The organism is Alteromonas sp. K632G (assembly GCF_017653625.1).
Taxonomy (GTDB): domain Bacteria; phylum Pseudomonadota; class Gammaproteobacteria; order Enterobacterales; family Alteromonadaceae; genus Alteromonas; species Alteromonas naphthalenivorans.
Window position 1 is genome coordinate 105116 of sequence record NZ_JAGGDM010000015.1, and the last position, 24783, is coordinate 129898.

At 42.7% G+C, this 24783-nt stretch carries 22 protein-coding genes; 10 read left to right on the forward strand and 12 right to left on the reverse strand.

What is annotated here, in order from left to right; genetic code table 11:
* Window positions 1–6 precede the first annotated feature (6 nt).
* Window positions 7–507, forward strand: coding sequence for a phosphatidylglycerophosphatase A (locus J5X92_RS15110; protein ID WP_013783368.1), 501 nt, complete (start codon window positions 7–9; stop codon window positions 505–507).
* Window positions 508–620: 113 nt separating this feature from the next.
* Here the strand turns inward: J5X92_RS15110 and dxs are convergent, their stop codons facing one another.
* The 3 genes from dxs to xseB are packed head-to-tail and all read right to left on the reverse strand — an operon-like array spanning window position 621 to window position 3692.
* A complete protein-coding gene (gene dxs, locus J5X92_RS15115; RefSeq protein WP_013783369.1) occupies window positions 621–2498 on the reverse strand; it encodes a 1-deoxy-D-xylulose-5-phosphate synthase in 1878 nt (625 codons plus the stop codon).
* A gap of 32 nt (window positions 2499–2530) precedes the next feature.
* Window positions 2531–3421 (reverse strand): (2E,6E)-farnesyl diphosphate synthase, encoded by an 891-nt coding sequence (ispA, locus tag J5X92_RS15120; RefSeq protein WP_013783370.1) that lies wholly within the window; start codon window positions 3419–3421, stop codon window positions 2531–2533.
* 28 nt (window positions 3422–3449) lie between these two features.
* Entirely contained in the window at window positions 3450–3692 is a 243-nt protein-coding gene (xseB, locus tag J5X92_RS15125) for an exodeoxyribonuclease VII small subunit (RefSeq protein WP_083820182.1), read from the reverse strand.
* 290 nt (window positions 3693–3982) lie between these two features.
* Here xseB and pomA point away from each other — a divergent pair, with 290 nt between their 5' ends.
* Complete coding sequence (gene pomA, locus J5X92_RS15130) at window positions 3983–4747, forward strand: flagellar motor protein PomA (protein ID WP_013783372.1); 765 nt, start codon at window positions 3983–3985, stop codon at window positions 4745–4747.
* Complete coding sequence (locus J5X92_RS15135; RefSeq protein WP_013783373.1) at window positions 4747–5676, forward strand: flagellar motor protein MotB; 930 nt, start codon at window positions 4747–4749, stop codon at window positions 5674–5676. Before pomA ends, J5X92_RS15135 begins: the two co-directional genes overlap by 1 nt.
* Window positions 5677–5801: 125 nt before the next feature.
* Here the strand turns inward: J5X92_RS15135 and J5X92_RS15140 are convergent, their stop codons facing one another.
* The 5 genes from J5X92_RS15140 to J5X92_RS15160 are packed head-to-tail and all read right to left on the reverse strand — an operon-like array spanning window position 5802 to window position 10210.
* The gene (locus tag J5X92_RS15140; RefSeq protein WP_208806041.1) at window positions 5802–7055 is read right to left on the reverse strand and encodes a cyclopropane-fatty-acyl-phospholipid synthase family protein; all 1254 of its coding nucleotides are present in this window, start codon (window positions 7053–7055) and stop codon (window positions 5802–5804) included.
* A gap of 7 nt (window positions 7056–7062) precedes the next feature.
* Window positions 7063–7794: a DUF1365 domain-containing protein gene (locus J5X92_RS15145; protein ID WP_148259075.1), complete on the reverse strand. Its 732-nt coding sequence runs from the start codon at window positions 7792–7794 to the stop codon at window positions 7063–7065.
* A complete protein-coding gene (locus J5X92_RS15150; RefSeq protein ID WP_013783376.1) occupies window positions 7791–9056 on the reverse strand; it encodes an FAD-dependent oxidoreductase in 1266 nt (421 codons plus the stop codon). The genes J5X92_RS15145 and J5X92_RS15150 overlap by 4 nt, the downstream gene beginning before the upstream one ends.
* 12 nt (window positions 9057–9068) lie before the next feature.
* Window positions 9069–9788: an SDR family NAD(P)-dependent oxidoreductase gene (locus tag J5X92_RS15155; RefSeq protein WP_013783377.1), complete on the reverse strand. Its 720-nt coding sequence runs from the start codon at window positions 9786–9788 to the stop codon at window positions 9069–9071.
* Window positions 9785–10210, reverse strand: coding sequence for a nuclear transport factor 2 family protein (locus tag J5X92_RS15160; RefSeq protein WP_208806043.1), 426 nt, complete (start codon window positions 10208–10210; stop codon window positions 9785–9787). The genes J5X92_RS15155 and J5X92_RS15160 overlap by 4 nt, the downstream gene beginning before the upstream one ends.
* 288 nt (window positions 10211–10498) lie before the next feature.
* Between J5X92_RS15160 and J5X92_RS15165 the strand changes: the two genes are divergently transcribed.
* From J5X92_RS15165 to J5X92_RS15175, 3 genes are all read left to right on the forward strand, one after another.
* Window positions 10499–11074, forward strand: a complete 576-nt coding sequence (locus J5X92_RS15165) for an LON peptidase substrate-binding domain-containing protein (RefSeq protein WP_013783379.1) — start codon at window positions 10499–10501, stop codon at window positions 11072–11074.
* 129 nt (window positions 11075–11203) lie between these two features.
* Complete coding sequence (locus tag J5X92_RS15170) at window positions 11204–11815, forward strand: sigma-70 family RNA polymerase sigma factor (protein ID WP_013783380.1); 612 nt, start codon at window positions 11204–11206, stop codon at window positions 11813–11815.
* Window positions 11808–12536 carry a ChrR family anti-sigma-E factor gene (locus J5X92_RS15175; RefSeq protein WP_013783381.1) on the forward strand — a complete coding sequence of 243 codons (729 nt, stop codon included), beginning with the start codon at window positions 11808–11810 and terminating at the stop codon, window positions 12534–12536. Before J5X92_RS15170 ends, J5X92_RS15175 begins: the two co-directional genes overlap by 8 nt.
* A 106-nt stretch (window positions 12537–12642) precedes the next feature.
* Here the strand turns inward: J5X92_RS15175 and J5X92_RS15180 are convergent, their stop codons facing one another.
* Window positions 12643–13410 carry an outer membrane protein assembly factor BamD gene (locus J5X92_RS15180; RefSeq protein WP_013783382.1) on the reverse strand — a complete coding sequence of 256 codons (768 nt, stop codon included), beginning with the start codon at window positions 13408–13410 and terminating at the stop codon, window positions 12643–12645.
* A gap of 168 nt (window positions 13411–13578) precedes the next feature.
* Between J5X92_RS15180 and rluD the strand changes: the two genes are divergently transcribed.
* The 3 genes from rluD to clpB all read left to right on the forward strand — a co-directional run bounded on the left by rluD (window position 13579) and on the right by clpB (window position 18031).
* Window positions 13579–14562 (forward strand): 23S rRNA pseudouridine(1911/1915/1917) synthase RluD, encoded by a 984-nt coding sequence (gene rluD / locus J5X92_RS15185; RefSeq protein WP_013783383.1) that lies wholly within the window; start codon window positions 13579–13581, stop codon window positions 14560–14562.
* Window positions 14563–14620: 58 nt separating this feature from the next.
* A complete protein-coding gene (gene pgeF, locus J5X92_RS15190) occupies window positions 14621–15355 on the forward strand; it encodes a peptidoglycan editing factor PgeF (protein WP_013783384.1) in 735 nt (244 codons plus the stop codon).
* Between the two features lie 99 nt (window positions 15356–15454).
* Window positions 15455–18031, forward strand: a complete 2577-nt coding sequence (gene clpB, locus J5X92_RS15195; RefSeq protein WP_013783385.1) for an ATP-dependent chaperone ClpB — start codon at window positions 15455–15457, stop codon at window positions 18029–18031.
* A gap of 104 nt (window positions 18032–18135) precedes the next feature.
* Here the strand turns inward: clpB and prsT are convergent, their stop codons facing one another.
* From prsT to xdp1 (J5X92_RS15210), 3 genes are all read right to left on the reverse strand, one after another.
* Window positions 18136–20949, reverse strand: a complete 2814-nt coding sequence (gene prsT, locus J5X92_RS15200) for an XrtA/PEP-CTERM system TPR-repeat protein PrsT (RefSeq protein WP_013783386.1) — start codon at window positions 20947–20949, stop codon at window positions 18136–18138.
* A 104-nt stretch (window positions 20950–21053) separates the two neighbouring features.
* The gene (gene xdp1, locus J5X92_RS15205) at window positions 21054–21908 is read right to left on the reverse strand and encodes an exosortase-dependent surface protein XDP1 (RefSeq protein ID WP_208806042.1); all 855 of its coding nucleotides are present in this window, start codon (window positions 21906–21908) and stop codon (window positions 21054–21056) included.
* 154 nt (window positions 21909–22062) lie between these two features.
* Window positions 22063–23001, reverse strand: a complete 939-nt coding sequence (gene xdp1, locus J5X92_RS15210) for an exosortase-dependent surface protein XDP1 (protein WP_126873479.1) — start codon at window positions 22999–23001, stop codon at window positions 22063–22065.
* A gap of 308 nt (window positions 23002–23309) precedes the next feature.
* Here xdp1 (J5X92_RS15210) and pssA point away from each other — a divergent pair, with 308 nt between their 5' ends.
* The gene (pssA, locus tag J5X92_RS15215) at window positions 23310–24137 is read left to right on the forward strand and encodes a CDP-diacylglycerol--serine O-phosphatidyltransferase (protein WP_126873481.1); all 828 of its coding nucleotides are present in this window, start codon (window positions 23310–23312) and stop codon (window positions 24135–24137) included.
* The last annotated feature ends 646 nt before the right edge of the window (window positions 24138–24783 follow it).

The following is a 24783-nucleotide window of genomic DNA, read 5'->3' on the forward strand; positions in this document are numbered from 1 at the left end:
CATTTTATGCAAAAAGAATATCGCGCTAGAATTAGCATGAAAAATCCAGTGCACTTTTTAGCGCTTGGGTTTGGTAGCGGACTTATCCCGTTTATGCCTGGAACCTTTGGTTCTGCGGTAGCAATACCACTACTTATATTGTCGGCCAACATGCCTGTGATGGTATTTATCGCTTTCACTGTTTTCGCCTCAATTTTTGGTATTTATCTGTGCGGAAAAACCGCTGATGATATGCAGGTGCATGATCACGGTTCTATTGTGTGGGACGAAGTGGCAGGTATGTTTATTACCTTCTTATTTGTACCTATTACTGCACCGTCTTTGCTAGCAGGATTTGTGCTGTTTCGCATATTCGATATTTTAAAACCTTGGCCAATAGGGCCTATCGATAAGCGCTTACACGGCGGTACAGGCATTATGCTTGATGATATAGTGGCTGGGGCTATGGCGTGTGCGTGTTTACATATTATGATGATGATGTGGCCGGCATTTACCACCTTGTTTTAAATTGGACGAAGATAAGTTCGTGCAATAATACGCAAAATTTGTACATATTAAAAAGCCCGCAACTGCGGGCTTTTTGTTTTTAAAGGCTATTGAGCTAGAGTGAAAGCAAACAGCTAGCTCAGTAAGCTTCTAAGTGTGGAGGTAATACCTTCGATATCTAGTCCATGCTCTTTGTACATTTCCTGTTGCGTACCTTGTAAAACAAAGCTGTCTGGAAGCCCTAATGTACGAACAGGTTTCATAATACCTTGCTGTTGCAAGTACTCAAGCACACCAGAGCCTGCTCCGCCGGCTATACAGCCATCTTCTAAGGTAATAAGCAAATCGTGTTCTGCCGCCGCTTTCTCAATAGCCTGGCCGTCGAGCGGCTTAACAAAGCGCATATCAATAACCGTAGCATCAATAGCTTCGGCAGCTGCCAATGCATTAGGTAAGAGTGTGCCGAAATTCAATATGGCTGCTTTTTTCGATGGCTTGCCGGTAATAGCGCGGCTAACCTTCGATTTACCAATAGGTAACTCGGTCATTGCGGTGTCAGGGGTAATGCCCATTCCAGCACCGCGAGGGTAGCGTACCGCCGCAGGTTTTTGTGCTTTATGACCTGTATAAAGCATTTGTCTGCATTCATTTTCATCAGATGGTGCCATCACAATCATATTTGGTATGCAGCGTAAAAAGGCAATATCAAACGCACCTTGGTGGGTGGGGCCATCAGCCCCCACAATACCGGCTCGGTCAACGGCAAATAAAACAGGCAAGTCTTGCAACGCCACATCGTGAATAAGCTGATCGTAGGCACGCTGTAAAAAGGTCGAATAAATCGCAACTACTGGGTTACACCCGTCTTTGGCTAAGCCCGCAGCAAAGGTAACCGCATGTTGTTCTGCAATGGCTACATCGAAATACTGATCAGGGTATTGCTGCGAAAACGCGACCATGCCTGAACCTTCACGCATGGCAGGCGTTACCGCCATCAATTTAGGATCTTGCGCTGCTATATCGCACAACCAATCGCCAAAAATAGCAGAAAAAGTTGGCGCTGAAGGCTTCGCTTTTGGCAACGCGTTATCGGCAGGGTTAAATTTAGGCACCGCGTGGAATTTAATCGGGTCTTTTTCAGCAAGGGCGTACCCTTTACCTTTCTTAGTGACCACGTGAAGCAGTTGCGGACCTTTAAATTTGCGCATATTACGCAAGGTATCTACAACGGCATCTACATCATGGCCATCAATAGGGCCTATGTAATTAAAGCCAAGCTCTTCAAAGATTGTGCCGGGCACTACCATACCTTTAAGGTGCTCTTCTGCGCGACTAGCGAATTCTTTGATAGGCGGTACATTGCTTAATAGTTTTTTAGAGCCATCGCGAATAGAGTTGAAAACATTACCCGTTAATAAGCGAGCTAGGTGACTATTAAGCGCACCTACGTTTTCAGAAATAGACATTTCGTTGTCGTTTAACACCACAACCATATCTTTATTGATGTCACCAGCATGGTTCATCGCTTCAAATGCCATGCCCGCGGTAATCGCACCATCACCAATTACGGCAACCACTTTACGGTTTTTGCCTTCTTGCTCGGCGGCAACCGCCATGCCAAGTGCAGCACTGATAGACGTAGACGAATGGCCTACAGCAAAAGTGTCGTAGTCGCTCTCAGGAGGCCAAGGGAAGGGGTGTAAGCCGTCTTTTTGTCGAATCGTCGACATTTGCTTAGCGCGACCCGTAAGAATTTTATGGGGGTAGGCCTGATGACCCACATCCCAAATCAATCTGTCGATAGGCGTGTTATAAATATAATGTAAGGCCACAGTAAGCTCGACCGTGCCTAAGCCCGACGCAAAATGTCCACTGGTTTGGCTTACACTATTTAGTAAATATTCTCGTAATTCATCTGACAACTCACGCAATTTCTCTTGCGGTAACTGTCTTAACTTATCCGGCGTTTGCGCAATAGCAAGCGTGGGGTAATGTTGGAGGTCTAAACTCATTATTTATTATCTTTTTCAACATGGTTGCAGAACTAATGGTCTCGTTTTACCAATAGTTCGCTAAACGCAATTAAACTGTCTGTATTGTAGGGTAAACGAGCCAAGGCTTGAAGGGCATTCTGATGCAGCTTATCAAGTTCTCGTTTTGCACCTTCAATGCCAAGTTTGGCAGGAAAGGTATTCTTACCCAAAGCAATGTCAGAGCCTGCTGGCTTTCCTAATTGCTCACTATTACCTTCTACGTCAAGAATGTCATCTTGGACTTGAAATGCAAGACCAATATCGTCGGCATAAGCTAATAAGTCTGCTTTACTGTTGCTATCAAGGTCTTGAGAAACAATAGATACCATTTCAACACATGCACGAAGTAGGGCGCCGGTTTTCAAATTGTGCAGTCGCTTAAGCTGCTCAAGGCTTATTTCTTCACCCGTGCTGGTTAAATCGATTGCTTGCCCGCCACACATACCGCGATAGCCAGCGGCGCGGGCTAACACAGAAAGTAACTCGCCACGTTTATTGGTTGCGAAATCACTTAAAGGCGCATCTGCCAACGTGCTAAAAGCAAGCGCTTGCAATGCATCACCGGCTAATATTGCGGTGGCTTCATCGAATGCAATATGACAAGTCGGCTGGCCGCGACGCAAATCGTCATCGTCCATGGCTGGCAAGTCATCATGTACAAGCGAGTAAGCATGCACACACTCAATGGCCATACTAATAGCCATTTGATCGCCTTTAGGCACATCCAGGGTGTTGCCGATAACTTGAACCAGTAAAGGTCGCATACGCTTTCCTCCCACCAACAACGCGTGACGCATTGCTTCTTTAAGCCGCGGCGCGTCGTGGGGAAGGTCATCAATAAGCGTATTTAACGACGTATCGGTCTGCTGCTTAACTTGCTGATGCAATGCAGTGAAATTCATACTATACCTGTTTGTTGCGACACGAGGCTTAAGGTTGCTCGTCTTCAGGAAGAGGGTGTAATGCGCTTTCGCCTTGCTCATTAAGCAAAATTTTAACTTTTTGCTCGGCTTGCTCTAACGATTTCTGACCTTCGCGGGAAAGGGCTATGCCTCGCTCGAATTTTTCTAGTGCAACGTTTAATGGCAACTCACCGTTTTCCATCTCATTAACGATTGCATCTAATTCGGTAAGGGTTTCCTCAAACGAGGGAGAATTTGTCTTTTTCGTCACTTTCGTCACAATCGCACTCATTTTTAGGCGTTTTTTGGATTACGCGCACATTAACTGAGGGTAGCCAAAGGGTCAAATGGTTTGTCAATATATGCCCTATTGCAGCTATCTATGATAACGTTTTGTGAAGCAACTCTTTGTATTAAAAACTACCGCCTAAAGTTCGACTAACCTCATTATGTATACAATAATTAAGGCAATTTGCGATAATCTTGTTATAGAAATTCTATACAATGCCGATAGAATACGAGTAATAGTATGCAGCGTCTGCAAAAAATGAGGAAGAGTGAGTGGATTTAGCAACCGTCATAGGTATGTTGGGCGCCATCGGCTTTGTAGTAATGGCCATGGTTATGGGTGGCAGTATTGCCATGTTCATCAACGTACCGTCTATCTTGATCGTATTTGGTGGCACCCTTTTCGTTATTTTATCCCAATACACTTTAGGGCAGTTCTTTGGTGCAGGTAAAATTGCAGGCAAAGCATTCATGTTCAAAATTGATACGCCTGAAGATCTTATTGAAAAAATTGTTGAGATGGCAGATGCAGCGCGTAAAGGCGGTTTTCTTGCATTAGAAGAAGCTGAAATAGACAATCCGTTTATGCAAAAAGGCGTAGACATGTTAGTTGATGGTCACGACATAGAAGTGGTCAGAGAAACCTTAGCGAAAGATATCTCTATGACCACCGAGCGACACGAGTTTGGTGCCACCATTTTTAAAGGCATGGGTGATATCGCACCAGCAATGGGAATGATTGGAACTCTGATTGGTCTGGTGGCCATGCTTTCTAACATGGATGATCCTAAATCAATTGGGCCAGCAATGGCGGTAGCACTATTAACCACCTTGTATGGTGCATTTCTTGCCAACATTATTTGCCTACCCATGGCGGTAAAGCTCGGAAACCGCGCACAAGAAGAAAAGCTTAACCAAATGTTAGTGCTCGATGGCATTGTAGGGATTGCCGATGGGCAAAACCCGCGTGTTATCGAAGGTATATTGAAAAATTATCTGGCGGCAAGTAAACGCGGTACGGGCGCTGAGGACGAATAATGGCTGAAGAAGAGTGCCCAAAATGTCCTCCCGAAGGGCTTCCTGCATGGATGGGGACCTTTGCTGATTTGATGTCGTTGCTCATGTGCTTCTTTGTACTCTTGCTCTCATTTTCAGAAATGGATGTACTGAAGTTCAAGCAAATCGCCGGCTCAATGAAGTTTGCCTTTGGTGTGCAAAACAAAATTGAAGTGAAAGACATCCCAAAAGGGACGAGTGTTATTGCGATGGAGTTTAGGCCTGGTCGTCCAGATCCGTCGCCCATCGACACTATTCAGCAACAAACAATCGAAATGACTCAGCAGATGCTAGAGTTCCAAGCGGGTGACGAAGATTCATCCGGCGGTAGGCAGAAGCAAAGGGGTGAGCAGCGAGGGGGGCAGTCACAACAAACCGCCACCGATCAGTCGTCCTCAGAGTCGCAAAGTTCAGATCAAACACAAACTGCTGAGTTAATGAAAAAAGTAGCGCAGCAGTTACAAAAGCAAATTCTCGATGGCGCAGTAGAATTGGAATCTTTAGGTCAGCAGTTGACTATTCGCATTAGAGAGAACGGTTCATTTTCTGCCGGTTCTGCATTTTTACAACCTCAATTTCAGCCTATTTTACGCAAAATTGGTGTGTTATTAGCAGACGTTCCAGGGGAAATAGAAATCTCAGGGCATAGTGACGGACAACACATTGCTAATGAACTCTATCGTTCTAATTGGGATTTATCGTCTCAGCGTGCCGTAGCCGTAGCTGAAGCCATGCGAACAGCGCCGGGGTTCGATGAAAGCAGAATGTCTGTAGTCGGCAAGGCCGATACCGACCCCATGGTGGAAGATGCAACAACACCGGCGGATAGAGCACGGAACAGACGGGTAGAGATTAATATCAATCAAGGTAAACCAATGACTTCTCAACCTATATCAGTGGTTGATGAATAGGTTGCTAAGCAAAATACAAAATCAAAAAGGGCGAATCAATGATTCGCCCTTTTAGTTTGAAGTTGTCTTTTATAGGCAATTAACGTGGGTTTTTATAGTCAACTAACGTTGTTTTTTATAGGCAACTAACGTTGCAGTGCCTCCCTGTGATGTGGCTTAGATATTACCAATTGCACCGTACTAATGGTTCTTTCTAAAAAACCGCCTTCACAGTATTTTAAATAGTAAATCCACATACGCATAAAACGTTCATCATAACCATCGTTGAGTAATGCTTCTTTGGCGCTAATAAAGGCTTCGTACCAATGATTAAGGGTTTGAGCGTAATCTAATCCGATATCATGCAGGTCTCTAATCATCATGTCGCTATAGCGCTTTAAATGAGCGTTTAACTGATACTGTGAGGGAAGGAATCCACCAGGGAAAATGTATTTTTGAATGAAGTCCACACTGCTGGCGTAACTTTCGTAACGTCTATCATCAATGGTGATGGATTGTAGCAACATTAGCCCATCGTCTTTAAGCAGCGATGAACACTTCTCAAAAAAGTTACCTAAGTAATCTTTTCCTACAGCTTCAATCATTTCAATTGAAACCAGCTTGTCGTACTTACCTTCTAGCAGGCGATAATCTTTTTTCAACAAGGTGACTTTATCAGACACTTGTGCGCGCTCAATCCACTGCTCTGCCCACGCATACTGTTCTTCAGAGATAGTTGTGGTGGTCACTTTACAACCACAATGCTTGGCTGCATATACCGCTAAACCACCCCAGCCAGTGCCTATTTCTAAAAGATGGTCACTTTCGGTTAACTGAAGCTTGTCACAAATTGTTTTAAGTTTGTGATTTTGCGCTTCTTCTAAACTGGCATTCACATCAGGATAAATAGCCGATGAATACATCATGGTGTTATCAAGAAAACGAGTGTAAAGTTTATTACCCAAATCGTAATGGGCTTCAATGTTTTTCTTGGCTTGATCTTGAGTATTACGGCGGGCAAAGTGCTGAATTTTCAGAATCGGCATGGAAATCCACTTGAACTTGTTTTCCCAAGCATCAAGGGTAGATAGGTTACGCGCAAATATTTGTACAACTGCCGTTACATTATCGCTTTCCCACAGGCCATCCATATAGGCTTCACCTGCACCCAAGCTACCGCCCAATAATAACTGGCGATACGCCTTTACGTCTTTGAAATTAATCGTAGCGTGTAAATCGTCATTGGGGTTACCCATTGAAGCAATTGTGCTGCCATTTTCCATAATGGTAAGTGAACCATGTGGAAGTTTCTCTAAACACTTTAAAAATGTGCGCCTACAAACCTTGTCTAAAAGAGACGCTTCTGAAGGGGTACTAAATACAGATTCACCGGAAGACATGTTGTTATTATTCCTGACTTTTCTTAGGGTGGTTATAAAGTGGCGTACGCTTTATAAGTAACTTTAACGCCTGCCAATATATGCCAATCATTGTTCTAATGGTCATACTAGGTATACGTTTCATAACCCGACTTAGATTCGCATTATCTAATGAAAGCCGTGTTAAATTAATTCCAGCATTGAACTCTTTTTCGCCTCGAACACAGTCCATCGTTAATGATAGGCGTTGGCTAGGTTGTGTTATTCGCCATTTGTACGTCATGTCCATGGGGTTAAACGGCGATACGTGGAACGCTTTTGGTGTATCTGCTTGCACGGCTAAATCTACCAAATAGTAATGCCGCTCATTCCAAGGGGTATTGCTGACTTCTGCTAATACATGGGTAAAGGCATCGTCTTTACCCTTTAAATAGTAAAAATTAACTGGGCTGAAATACATTCCCCACATACGAAGCTGCCCAAGCATATATACATCACCGCTTAAGGTATCCTCACTTAAACTGTTCATTTTTTCTAGTACGCTTTGGTCTAATGGCGTGTTGCTATCACCTAAGTAATCTTCACGTTTGAAGCGCACTCTCGCTTTTGAATTAACAGAGAAGTGTTTCAAGGCTGCTGGCAATGCATCGACTTCGTTTAATTTTATCCAGAACAAATAAATATGATAGTCGAACTTATGTTGGGTAGGTGAAAAGCGCTCGTGATACACCTTTCCTTCATAAATAGCGCTATCCATCAAAGGTTAACTCCAAATCGCTCGCATACATCTAATGCGCTGTGCACACCATCTTCATGGAAGCCGTTATACCAGTAGGCGCCGCAAAAATGCAGATTATCCACACCACATATTTGGCTTCGGCGCTGTTGTGCGTTCACCATAACTTCACTAAATTGAGGATGCGCATATTGATAGCTACCCAATACCGCGCTTGTATCAATTTCATCCGTGTTATTAAGGGTGACGCAGTAGGTATTAGCTGCGTCTAATCGCTGGAGAATATTCATATCGTAAGTCACCGAAGCCGGTCTTTCTTCCTCGTCAGCATCGTCTTTTAAGCGGTAATTCCAACTTGCCCATGCAAGCTTGCGCTTAGGAAGTTGGTTTGTATCTTTGTGCATGAGGACATCGTTTTCAGCAAAGCCAATGGCGCCCAACACAGCTTGCTGAGCGTCGGTGGGGGTATCTAGCATGGCCAATGCTTGGTCGCTATGACAAGCAAAAATAACGTGATCAAATATGGCTTGAGCGCCAGATGTGTCAGTAACCTGCCACGTATCACCCACTTTCTTAACATTAGTAACGCCACATGATAGCTTTATCTTGTCTTGAAAACTGGCGATTAACGGAGGGATATAAGTGCTAGAGCCACCTTTAATGGTATACCACTGTGGCCTGTCACTTATATTGAGTAAACCGTGGTTGTTAAAAAACTGAAGAAAGAAAGTCAGCGGGAACTGCCTAGTTTGGGCGAGACTTGCAGACCAAATAGCGGCGCACATGGGCAAAATATAGTAGCGCGCAAAGTCATCACTTAACTTTAGCTCGTTAATAACATCTTGAAGTGTCATTGAAGAAGTGTCTCTCTTCTCGGCGACAAAAGCTTTACAAGCTTTATTAAACTTCAGAATGTCGCGTACAATGCGCCAAAACCTCGGGCGTAGTATATTTCTACGCTGTGCAAATAGGCTGTTAATCGTATTACCATTGTACTCGATGTTAGCTTTCTTACTGGTAACAGAAAAGCTCATCTCGGTAGGTTGGTATGCAACATCAAGTTGCTTCATCAGCTTTATAAATCTAGGGTAGGTCCAATCATTAAATACAATGAAACCGGTATCGATATTTCGTTCAATGCCATCATCATTGATTTTCTTAGTGGCGGTGTGCCCTCCAATGTAATCATTGGCCTCATAAACCGTTATATCAGCCGTTTCATTTAACAAATACCCGCAAGTCAGGCCTGAAATGCCTGTCCCAATAATCGCTACATTTTTTGTCATTGTTATTGTGCTCTACTGCTTTTCTCGCATTGATAGTGATAATTTTTTTTGTAATCCAACCGGTAAAATATGCATAAACCGAAGTATGAGGCCAAACATGCGGGGGAAAAAAACGGTTTGCTTGTCGGTTTCAATACCTTTGAGCATAGACTCCGCCGCTTCAGTGGCCGTAATTTTCATTGGCATATCAAAGTCATTTTTGTCAGTAAGAGGGGTTTCGACAAAGCCTGGTGATACCGCTTGAACCTTTATACCGCGGTCGTGTAAATCTACCTCTAAGCTTTTCGTAAAATAGTGAAGGGCTGCCTTGCTCGCCCCATAAGCCTGAGAACGGGTAAACGGGAGAAGGCGAGCCATACTATCCACGATGACTAGCTTATTTCCTCTCTTTAATGAAGGAATTAGCGCCTCTACACAGTGAACTACCCCAAAAAAGTTGGTCTCGAAAACGCGTCTAAACATATCTGACTCGAATTCATCAATATCTACATATTCGCAGGTGCCTGCATTTAAAATAGCAACATCGCACTTTACGTTGTGTAGCGCCTGTTTTGCATCTTCAAGAGAAGTGACATCAAATTTGAGCGGCTTAATATTTGGTTTCGAGGCCAGTTCATCTAGAACACCTTGGTTTCTTCCGCATGCAATTACCTGATAGCCTTTTTCTGCTGCATGAAGTGCTAATGCTTTGCCAATACCCGAGGTGGCGCCTGTAATGAGTAATGTCTTCATTTCGCTAACCTCTTTTTAATTTTCTTCACAAAGAAGCCTAACAGAGGAATGTGTTCATATACCATTTCCCCTAAATCATAATAATCTTTGTGATAAACAATAATGTCATCCTTTACCGTTAGTTGGGTGTTCCCATCTACGGTTATCAGCTTGTCACTTTGTTTAAGTTTGAGGTTCATCGTCCAGTTAACAATATGAGTCACACTGTTACTACTCACTGGCGCAATCATCGATATGTCAAACTGACAACGCTCGGCTTGCTCGAGCAAGTTTGCAAAATACTTCTGAACATCATCTAGGCCATGGTGGGTAGTGATAGGGTCAACAAATGTAACGTTGGAAGCATATATATCGGCTAAGTCATCTAGAGTGATTTGGCATATATCGGCGTACATGGTTGAGAATCTATCTAATACAGTCATCACTTCTTCACTTTGTTAATTTGCTAACGTAAAACAGCTATGTAACTCTTTGTTACTATTGCTAATACTCGTTAAAGTATGTTTGTAACTACTATACACGCTATTTTGATTATCGTTCTATTATTCCAAGCGTAACCGAGTTAGTTAACGTTTTCTTAATATAGTCATTCTACAAATAAAGCGGCGCGTAGGATCATTGCCCCTAGACTAAAGTGTGAAATTTTTTCCCTAGCGATCCAATTTGTTCACAGTGGCGTAATTGCTTATGACCAAAAGAGTTAAGAGTTTATGAGTAAGACATCGATTCCACTATTTCCGTTATCTGCCCACTTGCTTCCAGAAGGACGCATGGCGTTACGTATTTTCGAGCCAAGGTACACGCGCATGGTTAAGCAGGCATGCGCTGAAAATAAAGGGTTTGTGATGTGTATGCTAAACGCATCTGGTGATAAATCCCGTAATGAACATATTTATCCGATTGGTACCTACGCTAAGGTTGTCGACTTCGATTTACTCGATGACGGCTTGCTTGGCATAAAGGTTGCTGGATTAGAGTTAGTTGAGGTAACTGATGTAGCAGTTGAATCAGATGGGTTACGTACAGGCCATTGTCGTTCTGTATCGCCTTGGAACTGCGAAATATCACCTCAGCAATTAGCGCCTATAAATGAGCGTTTGAAAGAAATTTTTGCGAAGTATACGGAGATAGCATCACTCTACGAAGAAACCCAGTTTGACGACCCTATATGGGTGTTAAGACGGTGGCTTGAATTGTTACCTGTTGATGGTGGACAAAAGCAGCAGTTTCTTAAAGAGGGTGGCGACAAGAACTTACTTAACTATCTTTGTGCTTTAATTCGATAAAACGAATTAAGAGAAAACTTCTTAAATTCCATTAAACAATTGTAATGTGGATTTGGCGATTTTTTCGAACTTCTTTCATCGTTTGTTTGTAAAATATATTAATCGAATCGGATAAACGGACGAAACCTTATGTTAGTTGGAATTCCTTTAGAACAAAGTAAGAGTACGATTAAACCGAAAGAATGCGCGGTTGAGATGTCAGATTACCTAGTAGAAGTTGCCCAAAAGCGTTGTAAAGCATCTTTTGCGCGAGTTTTTAATTACTTTGCTCCAAGACTTCGTTCATACGCTTTAAAGCAGATGGGTAACGAAGCCCTTGCCATGGAGCTAGTTCAAGACACTATGTCGAACGTGTGGCAAAAAGCGCATTTGTTTAATGCGGAAAAAGGTTCGCCATCTACGTGGATTTTCACTATTGCTCGAAACATTCGTTTTGATATGCTTCGTAAGCTTCAAAACCGAAAAGAAGATGTGTGTTCTGATGATTTATGGCCAGTATTGTGTGAACAAACTGCAGACTTAAACGAAGCACCTCTTGATGAACAAGTTACATTAGAACAAATCGGTTATTTGTTTGAATCGCTTCCTGTAAAACAAAAAGCAGTGATCGAAGCAATCTATATTGATGGTAAATCACAGCAAGAAGTCGCTGATGAATTAGATATTCCTTTGGGTACGGTTAAATCAAGAACCCGTTTGGCACTTCAAAGACTAAAAGGTATGTTGCAGAGTAATGATTAGGTTCCACCCAAGTGCTCAACAACTTGTTTCATTTGTGGACGGGGATTTATCGCCGGCCGTTTCGCTGATGGTTTCCGCACATTGTGATATGTGTAGCACATGTCAGCGGTTTGTGGAGCAAGAAACCGAGCGCCTTGCTGGTTCATTACTAGAAGATAATGGTTTTAAGCAAGTTGATCTTAAAGCCGATTATAGCGCGATGATTGCGCAAATTACCCAATCGCCGTCATCTGTTGAAGCCGATACCGGTTCACAACAGAAACAATCGCCCAGAAAGCAGAACACAAACACAGAAGTCAGCATGGCTGCTAATGATTCTATTGAGCTTGATGGTAGAAACTTTGTCTTGCCACGAACACTTCAGCGGTATAAAGAGAAGACAGGTGGTTGGTCTAGCTTGGTAGGTAAGCTGTGGCAAGCACCAGTAGATTTAGGTAGCCAAGGTGTAGCTAACTTTATTTACATGGGTAAAGGTGGAAGTGTTCCTGAACATACTCACCGAGGCACCGAATATACGTTAGTCATTAACGGCGAATTCAGTGACGGGCTTAACAACTACGACTCCGGCGATTTTATCTTTATGGATGGCCAAAACACTCACACACCTCGGTCAGATAACACCCAAGGTTGCTTGGTTTTTACTATTGTCGATCAGCCTTTGCATTTTACTTCAGGTATAGCGCGCCTTCTTAATCCGTTTAGTCATCTTTTCTTTCGCTAACCTTTCGCAATAGCAGCATCCAAATATTTCCTTTGTAAAAGTTTAAAATCAAAAAAAAGCGCAGTTCATTATGAACTGCGCTTTTTTGATATAGTTATTCGCGTCATTAGCTAATAAAATCACTTTCAGGGAAGTTTAGCTTTAATGTCTTCATTGCGTTTCCACGCAAATCATCCAAGCCTAATTGCTCGTAACTAGACACCATGATTTCAAGCGCTTGCTGAATTTGCGTACTTTCAGGGAAGTGCTCGATAACATATCTACCACGGTTAGCTGCTGCAACATAAGCGTGTCTGCGCATATAGAAGCGGGCAATAGCAATTTCGTATCGTGCAAGCCTGTCTTTAATATGAAGCATGCGCTTGCGAGCGTCTGCAGCATATTTACTGTCAGGGTATTGCTGCATTAAGCGTCTGAAATCTTCAAAAGCCTGACGAGATTTCGAAGGATCTCGGTCAGTCCTATCAATGTTCATTAAATCTTGAAACAGGTTACTGTCAGACTCCATGTTGGTTAGGCCGCGCATATAGTAGGCATAATCAACATCTGAGTGGTTTGGATTAAGACGAATAAACCTATCGATAGTGGCCAACGTCTCATCACTTTTACCGGATTTGTAGTAACTGTAGATAAGGTCCAATTGTACTTGGTGCGAAAGCGGACCAAATGGATAGCGAGAGTCTAATGCGCCTAATGTCTGGGCTGCAGCACTGAAGTTACCCACTTCCATGCTTTGCTTGGCTCTGTTATACAGCTGTTGCGCACCCATATTAGCCATTACGGCTTTTTCTTCTTCGTCGGAGGAGCTACTACAGCCTGCGACAGATACCATTGCACCTAATAACACAGGTGCTAGTAATCGAATTGATTTCATAATAGTTCTTTTTTCCTGCTAAACAGTATTGATTACTTCGCTGTCTAAGCTCATGTTCACTTATTCTAACGTACTCGCGATGATAAAAACCATACAAATTCGTAAACAACGCAGTGTACCGATTGAAAGCTTGTTATAATACCCTTTTTACACTTAATAATCGGTGTTATGACAGAGTCGGACAACACATTACAATTAGAAGCAACCACAGGGGCTGAGCACTTTGGTCTTCGGTTAGATCAGGTTTTAGCTGATTTGTTCCCTGAATATTCACGTTCTAAGCTAAAAACTTGGATCCAAGGCGGAAATGTGTCCGTTGATGGACAGGTTATCACAGTACCACGCCATAAAATGCAAATGGATGAAGTGGTGACTGTTAGTGCTGAAATAGAAATACAGGTCACGAGCCAAGCGCAAGATATTGCATTGGATATTGTTTATGAAGATGAACATATTTTAGTCATTAACAAATCTGCTGACTTAGTGGTTCATCCTGGTGCGGGCAATCCAAGTGGCACCGTGCTTAACGCATTGCTTAATCATGTTCCTGACATCGATAAAGTGCCTCGTGCCGGTATAGTGCACCGTTTAGATAAAGACACAACTGGCTTGATGGTAGTAGCGAAAACCTTACCAGCACAAACCCACCTAGTAGACCAGCTTCAAACGCGGGTGATGAGCCGAGAGTATGAAGCCGTTGCAATGGGTACTATGGTAGCGGGTGGTGTAGTGGATGAGCCTATTGGCCGCCATGCAACTAAGCGTACACATATGGCCGTGCGTGAAAATGGTAAACCTGCAGTAACTCACTTTCGTGTTATCGAGAAGTTTCGTGCTTATACGCATTTGCGTTTAAAGCTGGAAACAGGCAGGACCCACCAAATTCGTGTGCATATGGCCCACATTAAGCATCCGTTACTAGGCGACCCTACCTACAGTGGCAGACCTCGCTTACCGAAAGGTGCATCTGATGACTTTGTTAACACGTTACGGGGTTTCCAGCGTCAGGCTTTACACGCAGCGCAACTTTCTTTATATCATCCAGAAACGGAAGAGTGGATGACATGGCAAGCGCCACTGCCGCAAGATATGCAAGACTTATTAGCGGCGGTACGCTTAGACTCTAAAGAAAATCCTGAGGATATGATTTAGTCAGTGTAACTGGTATGTCTGAATCACGAATAATGGTTACTGCATCTCGGAACTCGGTATGATAACGCCCCAATGGAATAGCCCTAATAACGTGGTTGCTTACACCACTACCCGCGATGGTAGTGGCTGTGACCTCGATAACCCAGGTGCCAGTCGTGGGGAGTATGCCCAGTGCAATATTGGTGACCATGTGGGTGATGACAAAAAAGCCGTGGCATTAAATCGTGCCGGTTTGCCCTATGCCAATGCTATTACGTGGTTAAACCAAGTTCATGGTAACCATGTTGTTACGTTGCCTTCTAGCGAGACAGAAGGCGATGCAGCGTATACCACAAGTACTACGCATTTTTGTGCGGTAATGACAGCTGACTGCGTACCTATCCTTATTTGTGATAATGCGGGTAAGGAAGTAGCCGCCGTGCATGCCGGATGGAAAGGGCTTGAGTCTGAAATTATTAGACGCACAGTAAACCACTTTTCAAGCCAAGCTTCAGAGTTAATGGCTTGGATCGGGCCCGCTATTTGTCAGCAATGCTATGAAGTAGATGCGTCGTTAGCACAACGCTTCGCAGATTATCCGTCAGCATTATGCCAAGGTGATATACCCACTAAGTTTAAATTGGATTTACCCGCCATTGCGACCCAGCAGCTAGCATCGCTCAATGTGGGTACCGTCATTAATAGTCAGCTTTGCACCTACTGCAATGAAAAACAGTTTTACTCCCACCGCAGGGCCACGCATCAAGGCAAGACATCTACCGGTAGAATGGTAAGTGTAATAGGTTTGCGCTAAATCAAAGGTTTACGAAACTTTAATCGTTTCTCTTGAATCTCATTCAATAAGCTCCCATAACTAATGTATAGGGTATTTTGACATTATTAGGGTTTAGCTATGCGATTAGACAGATTCACCAATAAGTTCCAACTTGCCATTTCGGATGCTCAATCTTTAGCGCTTGGGCGCGACCATCAATACATCGAACCTGTACATTTAATGACGGCTTTGCTAAATCAGCAAGGTGGTTCGGTAAGACCCGTACTTGACCAAGCAAATGTAAATGTGAATGCACTTCGCTCGGCGTTAAGTGAAGCGGTTGACCGCATTGCTAGTGTTGATGGCATTGGCGGTGATGTACAGCTAAGTAAACAAAGTGGCATATTGCTTAACCTGTGCGACAAAATCGCTCAGCAGCGTAAAGATGAATATATTACCTCTGAAATTTTCGTACTTGCCGCTATTCAAGACAACGGCCGGTTAGGCGAAATTCTAAAGCAGCTTAACATTACCAAAGATAACGTTGAAAATGCCATTGATTCTATGCGTGGCGGGCAAACCGTAAACGATCCTAATGCTGAAGACGTGCGTCAAGCACTGGAAAAATTTACCACCGATTTAACCGAGCGCGCAGAACAAGGCAAACTCGACCCCGTTATTGGTCGCGATGACGAAATTCGTCGTGCAGTGCAAGTTTTGCAACGCAGAACCAAGAATAACCCCGTGTTGATTGGTGAGCCTGGAGTCGGTAAAACTGCGATTGTTGAAGGTTTAGCACAGCGTATTATTAACGGTGAAGTACCAGAAGGGCTCAAGAATAAGCGTGTACTTTCTCTAGATATGGGCGCACTGGTGGCAGGCGCAAAATACCGTGGAGAATTTGAAGAGCGCCTTAAAGCGGTTCTCAATGAATTAGCTAAAGAAGAAGGCCGCGTTATTTTATTCGTCGACGAACTGCATACCATGGTTGGCGCCGGAAAAGGCGATGGTGCTATGGATGCGGGGAATATGTTAAAACCCGCGCTAGCCCGCGGTGAATTGCACTGTGTCGGCGCCACAACCCTTGATGAATACCGCCAATATATCGAAAAAGACGCCGCTCTTGAACGCCGATTCCAAAAGGTAGTGGTAGATGAACCTAGCGTAGAAGACACCATTGCTATCTTGCGGGGGTTGAAAGAACGGTATGAACTTCACCATTCAGTAGATATTACCGACCCTGCCATTGTAGCGGCGGCCAGCTTGTCTCATCGCTATATTAGCGACAGACAACTCCCCGATAAAGCGATTGATTTAATTGATGAAGCAGCATCGAGTATTCGCATTCAAATTGATTCAAAGCCTGAGGATATGGACAGGTTAGAGCGCCGTATTATTCAACTGAAGCTGGAAGAGCAAGCGCTTGCGAAAGAAACTGATGATGCCAGCCATAAACGTTTAGAAATGATTGAGCTTGAACGTGAGCAGGCTGAAACTAAATACAATGACTTTGAAAAAGTATGGCTTGATGAGAAAGAAGCCATGCAAGGTACCCAAACTATTAAGTCGGCACTTGAACAAGCGAAGCTCGATTTAGAGATTGCGCGCAGAGCATCAGATTTAAATCGTATGTCTGAGCTTCAGTACGGCAGAATTCCCGAGTTAGAAGCAAAACTTGAGCGGGCATCTGAGAATGAAACCCGAGAAACTAAGTTGGTGAAAAATAAGGTCACCGAAGTTGAAATTGCCGATGTATTGTCCCGATGGACAGGTATACCTGTCGCTAAAATGCTAGAAGGCGAGCGTGATAAATTACTTAAGATGGAAGATGTATTACACAAACGTGTAGTAGGGCAGGGGGAAGCGGTTGAGGCTGTGTCTAATGCCATCAGACGTTCTCGAGCTGGTCTTGCGGATCCTAACCGTCCTATCGGCTCATTCTTATTTTTAGGCCCAACAGGGGTTGGTAAAACTGAACTATGTAAAGCACTAGCCGGTTTCATGTTCGACACCGAAGACGCCATGGTGCGTATTGATATGTCGGAATTTATGGAGCGTCACTCGGTTGCTCGATTAGTTGGGGCTCCCCCTGGTTATGTTGGATACGAAGAAGGCGGCTATTTGACCGAAGCGGTACGCAGAAAACCTTACTCTGTTATTTTGCTCGACGAAGTAGAGAAAGCGCATCCTGATGTTTTTAATATCTTGCTACAAGTGTTAGACGATGGCCGTTTGACCGATGGACAAGGCCGCACCGTAGATTTTAAAAATACTGTGGTGATCATGACGTCTAACTTAGGTTCTGACATCATTCAAAATCAGCATGAAGAAAGTCAGTACGAAGAAATGAAAGCGTCAGTCATGTCGGTGGTAGGGCAACATTTCCGCCCTGAGTTCATCAACCGAGTTGATGACATTGTGGTATTCCATCCTCTTGGCAAAGACGAAATTAAATCTATTGCCAAAATTCAACTGGCAGCACTACGTGCCAGGTTAGTAGAAAAAGGTTATAAGCTTAATTTATCGGGTGCAGCTATGGATAAACTTGCTGATGCCGGGTTCGACCCAGTATATGGTGCTCGGCCACTCAAACGGGCAATTCAAGTTCATATAGAAAACCCGCTAGCACAAAAGTTACTTTCTGGTGATTTGGTGCCAGATTCTGTTATCAGAATAGGTGTGGATAACGAAAAGCTAGTGATTTCAAACCAGTGATTGATTAGCTATGCCGCAGTAGTGACTGTGTAGATAAAACAAAGCCACACATCTTGATAGATAGTGTGGCTTTTTTAAACGTGAGAAAAGGTTAATGAAGGTAGCTAGAGACTATCAAGCAGGCTTTGTGCTTCAGGACGTTTAAAGAAAGGTCGTTTCACATTTACCGCAAAGGTTAATTCTTCTTTTGCTTCTTCAATTCTGCCTAATTTAGCCAATGTGTAACCCAAGTGATAGCGAATGTTAGGATCATTGGCATCACGTGCAAAGGCGTCGCGTAATAGTTTGAGGCTGGTTTCATATTCGCCTCGCAATGCTTTTATATGACCAAAGGTATCAAGTATTTTGGCTGAATTAGGCTGTAGTTCGAAGGCTGTATTAGCGTGTGCATGGGCTGTTTCTAATGAGTCCTCAACGGCCATAATAGCCAAACGGTTGTAAGCCTCAGCTGGATTAAGTGTATTTGGGTTCTCGACTAACTCTTTGTATAGTGCGGTAGATTCTTCAAAATTTCGAATGAAAAACAAATATTGCGCTAGTAAGTTTTTCGCTAATAAATTAGCGTCATTTTCTGCTATTAATTCTCTAGATTTAGATAGAAAGGTATCTACAAACTCTTCGTTCAATGCGTAATTATAAATGGCTACGAAAGCTTGAGAAAAGCTTGGATTAACATCCAGAGCCTTGAGGTAAGCATCGACTGCTGCATTGTCTTTGTTCAAATTAGCTTCTAAACGGCCAATCAAATACCAATAAATTGGAGTTTGCTCTTTTGCTTTTGGCATGCCATTTAATAGTGATTTAGCTTTAGTATTGTTTTGTAAGTCGAGCAGTAAACTGGCGTACCGTAGAGAAATAGAGCTATTCTCTGGCGAAATACTGTATGCCCGCTCCATCGCGTTGAGCGACAGGTCATTGTTGCCTAGCGAGCGTATCAAATCGGAATACGTTACTAAATCTCTTGGGTTGTCGTTAATAAAGTTTCGAACAATATTGAGCGTTTTTTCTGCTTCAGTAAGCTGCTTTGAGTTTATGAGTAGCGATGCTTTTCGAAGTAAGTACTCTGCGTTATCGAAGTTATCCTTTAACAATAGATCTAAGTGATACAACGCATTTTTTGTATCACCTTGCTGTTGATACAAGGATGACAGTCTTTCTCTTGAACCCACATTCGATGGGTCTAAGGTAAGTACATCGAGATAAATCTGTTTCGCTGGTTCTACATAGCCCTGTTTAGTCATGTTGAACGCTTTCAACATTAGGGTTTCACTGTGCTGTGGCGATAGGATAAGTAACTCTTCTACCAGCACGTTTGATTCATCAACATTACCCAACCGACTTTCTGTAGCTGCTAAATTAAACTTTGCAGGAAAGAGGGTGGGGTTTTGCTCGAGTGCTTTTTCGATATTTTCTTTTGCCGCTTCTAGTTGCCCCTGCCTAATAAGAATACCGGCTTTTAAATTATAAACCTCGGCTTCATCAGGGAATAGCTTGTTTAGCAAGTTAGCCCCTTCAAGGGCTGGTTCAAAACGCTCTGCTTGCAAATTCATTAACGAATAAGTAAATAGGAAACCGGCATTTTGTGTGTATTTTGGTAGGTTCTCTTGAAGAATAGACAAGGCTTGCTCTTGTTTGCCTCTAGCCGCCATCAACTTAATTTTGAATAGTTGAAGTTTTCCTTCATCAGGATATTTTTCTTCCAAATTTCGAAGCAGTCGTTCAGCTTTAAATGACTTTTTTTGACGAATGAAAAGATCACCCAACATAAGTGCAGAGTCGGGGTTTTCCATTAAAGGTTCTTGATAGCGTTCTAGAAGTAGCAGTGCTTGTTTGTCTTGCTGGGTAGCCATATAAACTTGACTGAGCATTAGTACTGCTTGCAAATCTTCGGGCTCTTTTTGCAGATAAGCGGAAAAATCTTTAGCCGCAGTTTCCATGTTGTTATTGAAAAAATTAGTTAAACCACTGATATAAAGCAACATAGGTTGAGAGGTAATTAACTCTGGATCCAGTTGCGCCATAAAGTCATTTAGCTCTTTTAGCTTTTTATTATCAATGGCCTCTTTGTTATCTCTACTTTGCAACCAGCTGTTCAACAGGATAGCTAAAGGATCGTTTGGTGTATCTTCAATAATCTCATCAACAAACAATTTTGCCGTATCGTAGTCTTTCGCTTCTAAATAAAGATCAACTAAATTACGAAGCGCAATAGGGTCGTTTCGGTTAAACGTGAGCGCTTTTTGTAAATTGGCAGTAGCGGCATCTTTATCGCCTTGACGGTAAGCTAATTGTCCTTTTAATCTCCATGAAATAGCGTTTTCTGGCTCGATGGAAATCGCGTTCTGTATAAGTTGGTTGGCTTCAACTAACTCTTCGTTTTGCAAAGCAATAGAGGCTAGCCCGTTTATCGCTGGCACAAAATTAGGTGAAGAGGCCACAATCGTATTGTAATCTTTAAGCGCACATTCACTATCTTCTAATCGAACGCACGCGGTAGCTCTTATCAGTAACCACTCCCGCTCAGCGTCACCAGATAACTTGTCCACATCGGTGAAATCGACGATGCTTTGATACTTGTTCATGAACAGCCAAGTGTTGCCCAGCAACTCAGCCAATAAATTTATATCGGCGCCCATTTCTAGCGCCTCTACAAATTCCAATTCAGCTGCGTTTAAATAACCGTTAATAAGTAAAATTTCACCCATCAACATTTTTGCAGCAAGGTTTTCGGGATCTTTTTGTAAGCTGTTTTTTAGGTGTATATAGGCTTCATCGTAAGCTGTCTCGTTAAAAGCTGAGAGTGCTTTTTCATAATCTTCAGAAGTTGTTGCGAAACTATTGAAAGCAAAAATTGAGGTCGCGATAGCCGTGACAAGTGCTCGCTTGAAAAAACCTTTTTTATTATTAACCAAATCCATAATTACCTTAAAATATTACCCAGCTACAAGCTTAAAAATAGCATAAAAAAAGGTGGCCTAAGCCACCTTATAAAGATACGTGTTTTCCCTGCGTATTAAAACAATTAAACGCGACGCTTACGGCGGTAAGCTAAAAGGCCAAGTCCTATACTCATCAGCGCAAGTGCACCTGGCTCGCTAACCGGTGTTGGAGCCGGTGGAGGCGTTGTAGATTTTTGAATCGCTAGGTCAAGTGAAGAAAGCTTAAAGCCTACTCCGTGATAAGTGCTTGAACTATCATCAAAAACAGTATTATATGCACCGACTAACCAGTATTTTGCAGAATTCGTTAACGTCGTAAATTTAGATTCATACAAATTTGTTGAACTGTCTCTACTGCCTATACCAAAGTGACCGAGTGTACCCGCAACAATAGAACTTGAAACACTAGCCCATGTTGACTCTACGCTATCGCTAAACGAATTAATGTCACTTAACCCCGCAACAGTCACCTCTTTGGTTCCATTATTTCCATTTACCCAAGAAAATGATGATCCCTGAAGAGTCACGTCTTCACTAAAACTCAGTAAAAACATATCGAAATCATCTTTACCGTCATCATTGTAATTATCAGCCGAATGACTATCTCCACCCCACGAATAATCGTCATTCAAGATGCCATAACCGACGTTGCCGTATTCGCTCCAGCCTTTGATGTCGCCTTGGTCTAATTTTGTATCTTCAGACGAAGAACTGCTTAAGTTCCCTGTGTCCGACCATGCTGTAATACCGACATAAACATCTGTTCCATCAATGTTGATCACAGAACCATGTGAGGCAGATGGAGTTAAAGTTTGAGTAATTCCATTTTCAGAAAGAGAATAGGTTGCTTCACTGAGACTATCATCAGCCAGAACGTTTCCGGTCAATAATACAGCTACGCTAAACGCAAAACTTGTTAAGCCTTTCATATGTTTCATTACCACTAATATTTACCATAATAATAGTTAGTAAGCATTTACTGTGCCATTTGTTATGTCGTTGATTTTTTTATAATTTAATGATGTTGTTTTTATGGTAGTAAAAAAAGCTGACAGGTACAACCACTTGTCAGTGATCTAAAGTCTAATAACTTTAAATGCTTTTCTTACGGCGCCACATCACAAATAATGAACATGCCATAAGCAGTCCTAGCGTACCTGGCTCAGTAACTTCTGTAGGGGCGGGGGGCGCTTGTGTCTCAGTTTTGGAAAAACCTATGTTAGCAAGTTTGAATGCATCGTTACCTACATACCCGCCTATGTTACCGAAAACGGTATTATAAGCGCCAACAAGCCAATACTGAGAAGATTCAGTAAAGGTAAAGTCGGCGCGGTGATCTAGCGTTTCACAGTTCTCTATATCAAAAGATGCTGACGTCAATGCATCTGCAACTATATCGCTCCAAGTATTAACCCCGGAAGTCAGCGTTGAAGTGTTTCCTAATGCTGCAACAGATATTTGACTGTCGTTACTGTCATATAGCCAAGAGAAACTTGCACCGGTTAAGGTTACAGCTTGGTCGAAAGAAAGAAGTACGAAGTCGTAGTCTCTCTCAACATTGGTTGTCCCGCTTCTGTACGCAGCGTTACTACCTTGATAATTGTAATTCAGGTTATCTATGGCGTGATCAGAGTTACCGCTGTAAATTGCTTCGTCGTTGTTGGTAACACCATAGGCCCATTGATTAGATATTTTCTCTAAATCTGCACCTACTACGGTTTCGTTGTAAACACCCTGAGTATCAGAAAAGGCGGCAAGTGATATACTGACACCATCTATGCTGATATTTGAGTCGTTGGCATTTGTACTTTGATAGACCCCGTCTTCTACTAAATCATAAGTATGCTCACCCAACGCAGAATTACAGGATGAGTTTTGGTTGCTACTACTATTAGAACTACCGCTACCGCAATAAGAATAATTGTGGTTGTTGTGATAGGTAGCTTGCGCATTGCCAGCAACGAAGATTGCTGTGGTTGATGAGAATAAGAGTAGCGATGGTAGTACTACTTTTTTAAATAAACTGCGCATGGCGGTGTTCCTTATAAACCCTAATTGGGCTTGGGCGCGAATACCTCTTCTTACTGAGCAGAAGTACAACTTTTAAGGCGGCGTAAAAGGTATCGCTAGTTTCAACATGGATTTGTATGATAACTGAACGGTGAGCTAAAAAAGGTATGTGGGCGTATACCTAGTTATTAGATAAGTTTGCGCATGTAAACTTAAACCAAGTCGCACACTATTACTTATAGATAACGCATACGTAGAATTTACTTTGCTAGGCGTTAAACAATATCTATGAAATAATTGCTGCATTACATATAGAAGTATGAGGACTTATGTCTGAACAAAAGCGAAAAGGGATTTATCTTCTTCCCAATCTATTAACCACTGCGGGTCTATTTTCAGGCTTTTTTGCAGTAGTGTCTTCAATGACAGGAAGATTTGAAGCAGCAGCGGTAGCTATATTTGTTGCTATGGTTTTTGATGGATTAGATGGCCGGGTTGCGCGTATGACGAATACGCAAAGCGATTTTGGTGCTGAATATGACTCAATGGCCGATATGGTGTCATTTGGTATGGCGCCGGCGTTAGTGGCATACAACTGGGGCTTAACTGAGCTCGGTAAGTTCGGTTGGTTAGCTGCCTTTGTTTATGTGGCAGGTGCTGCCCTACGTTTAGCGCGATTTAATACGCAAGTTGGTATTGCCGATAAACGCTTCTTTCAAGGCTTGGCTAGCCCAGCAGCAGCAGCAGTAGTTGCTGGCTTAGTCTGGGTAGGCGTTGAATATGATGCTGTAGGTACAGACTACGGAATTGTAGTGGCGTTAGTCACTGGTTTCGCTGGCCTACTAATGGTGAGTAACTTCAAATACAATTCATTCAAAGAATTGAATTGGCATGGGAAGGTTCCTTTCGTAGGGCTGCTTATTGTGCTACTTATATTTGTGGTGGTAGCAACAGAGCCTGCTTTGGTACTCTTTATTGTGTTTTCTCTTTACGCGCTTGCTGGCCCAATCAATACATTTAGAACCGTCGATAAAGTTACATTGAACGACGTAGTAGGTGAGCAAGAAGAAGATGCAGACTTTGATGCTAATAGTGCGACCGATACTGTCGATAGTAGCGAAGGGCAGCAAGACAAAGAGTCGTCTAATAAAGTGTAAAAACACGCCTCTCAGTCATTAATAGTGATGAGTTAGTTGTATTAATATACCAAACGACTAAAAAGCGACCTTCTAGGTCGCTTTTTTTATGAATTATCAAAAAGAGGTTGACCTTGCCTCAGAAATCTCTAGAATGCGCATCCGCTTCGACAGGAAAGTGAAATAACTTACACTGACAAAGCAAGTCACTACAACCTGAAAGGTAGTACTGGCAAGGTTTACAAGGAAATGCTTTTGAAATTAATTTTCTGAAAGTGTTGACATGAAAACCGAAGCGCGTAGAATGCGCGCCTCGCTTTAAGGAGTTGGTAACAACACTGGAAAAGCAGTTTTCATTAACTCTTTGGAGTTAACAACGGTTCGAAAAGAAATTTACGAAAAACGTTGACACTGAAAACGAAACGCGTAGAATGCGCATCCGCTTCGAAGAGAAGCGCTCATCGAAAAGGCAATGGCCGTTCGGGTGAGGTGAGGAAGTCTAAGCAACTATATGTAGTGTTAGTCCTCCTTGCGCAAAAACAGAATGCTTCGCATTATGATTTTTGCACGATAGTTCTTTAACAATTTAAACAAGACAATCTGTGTGGGTACTCATTAAGAGTGTCACACAACGACGATTCATATTCGATATATTTAATTGAAGAGT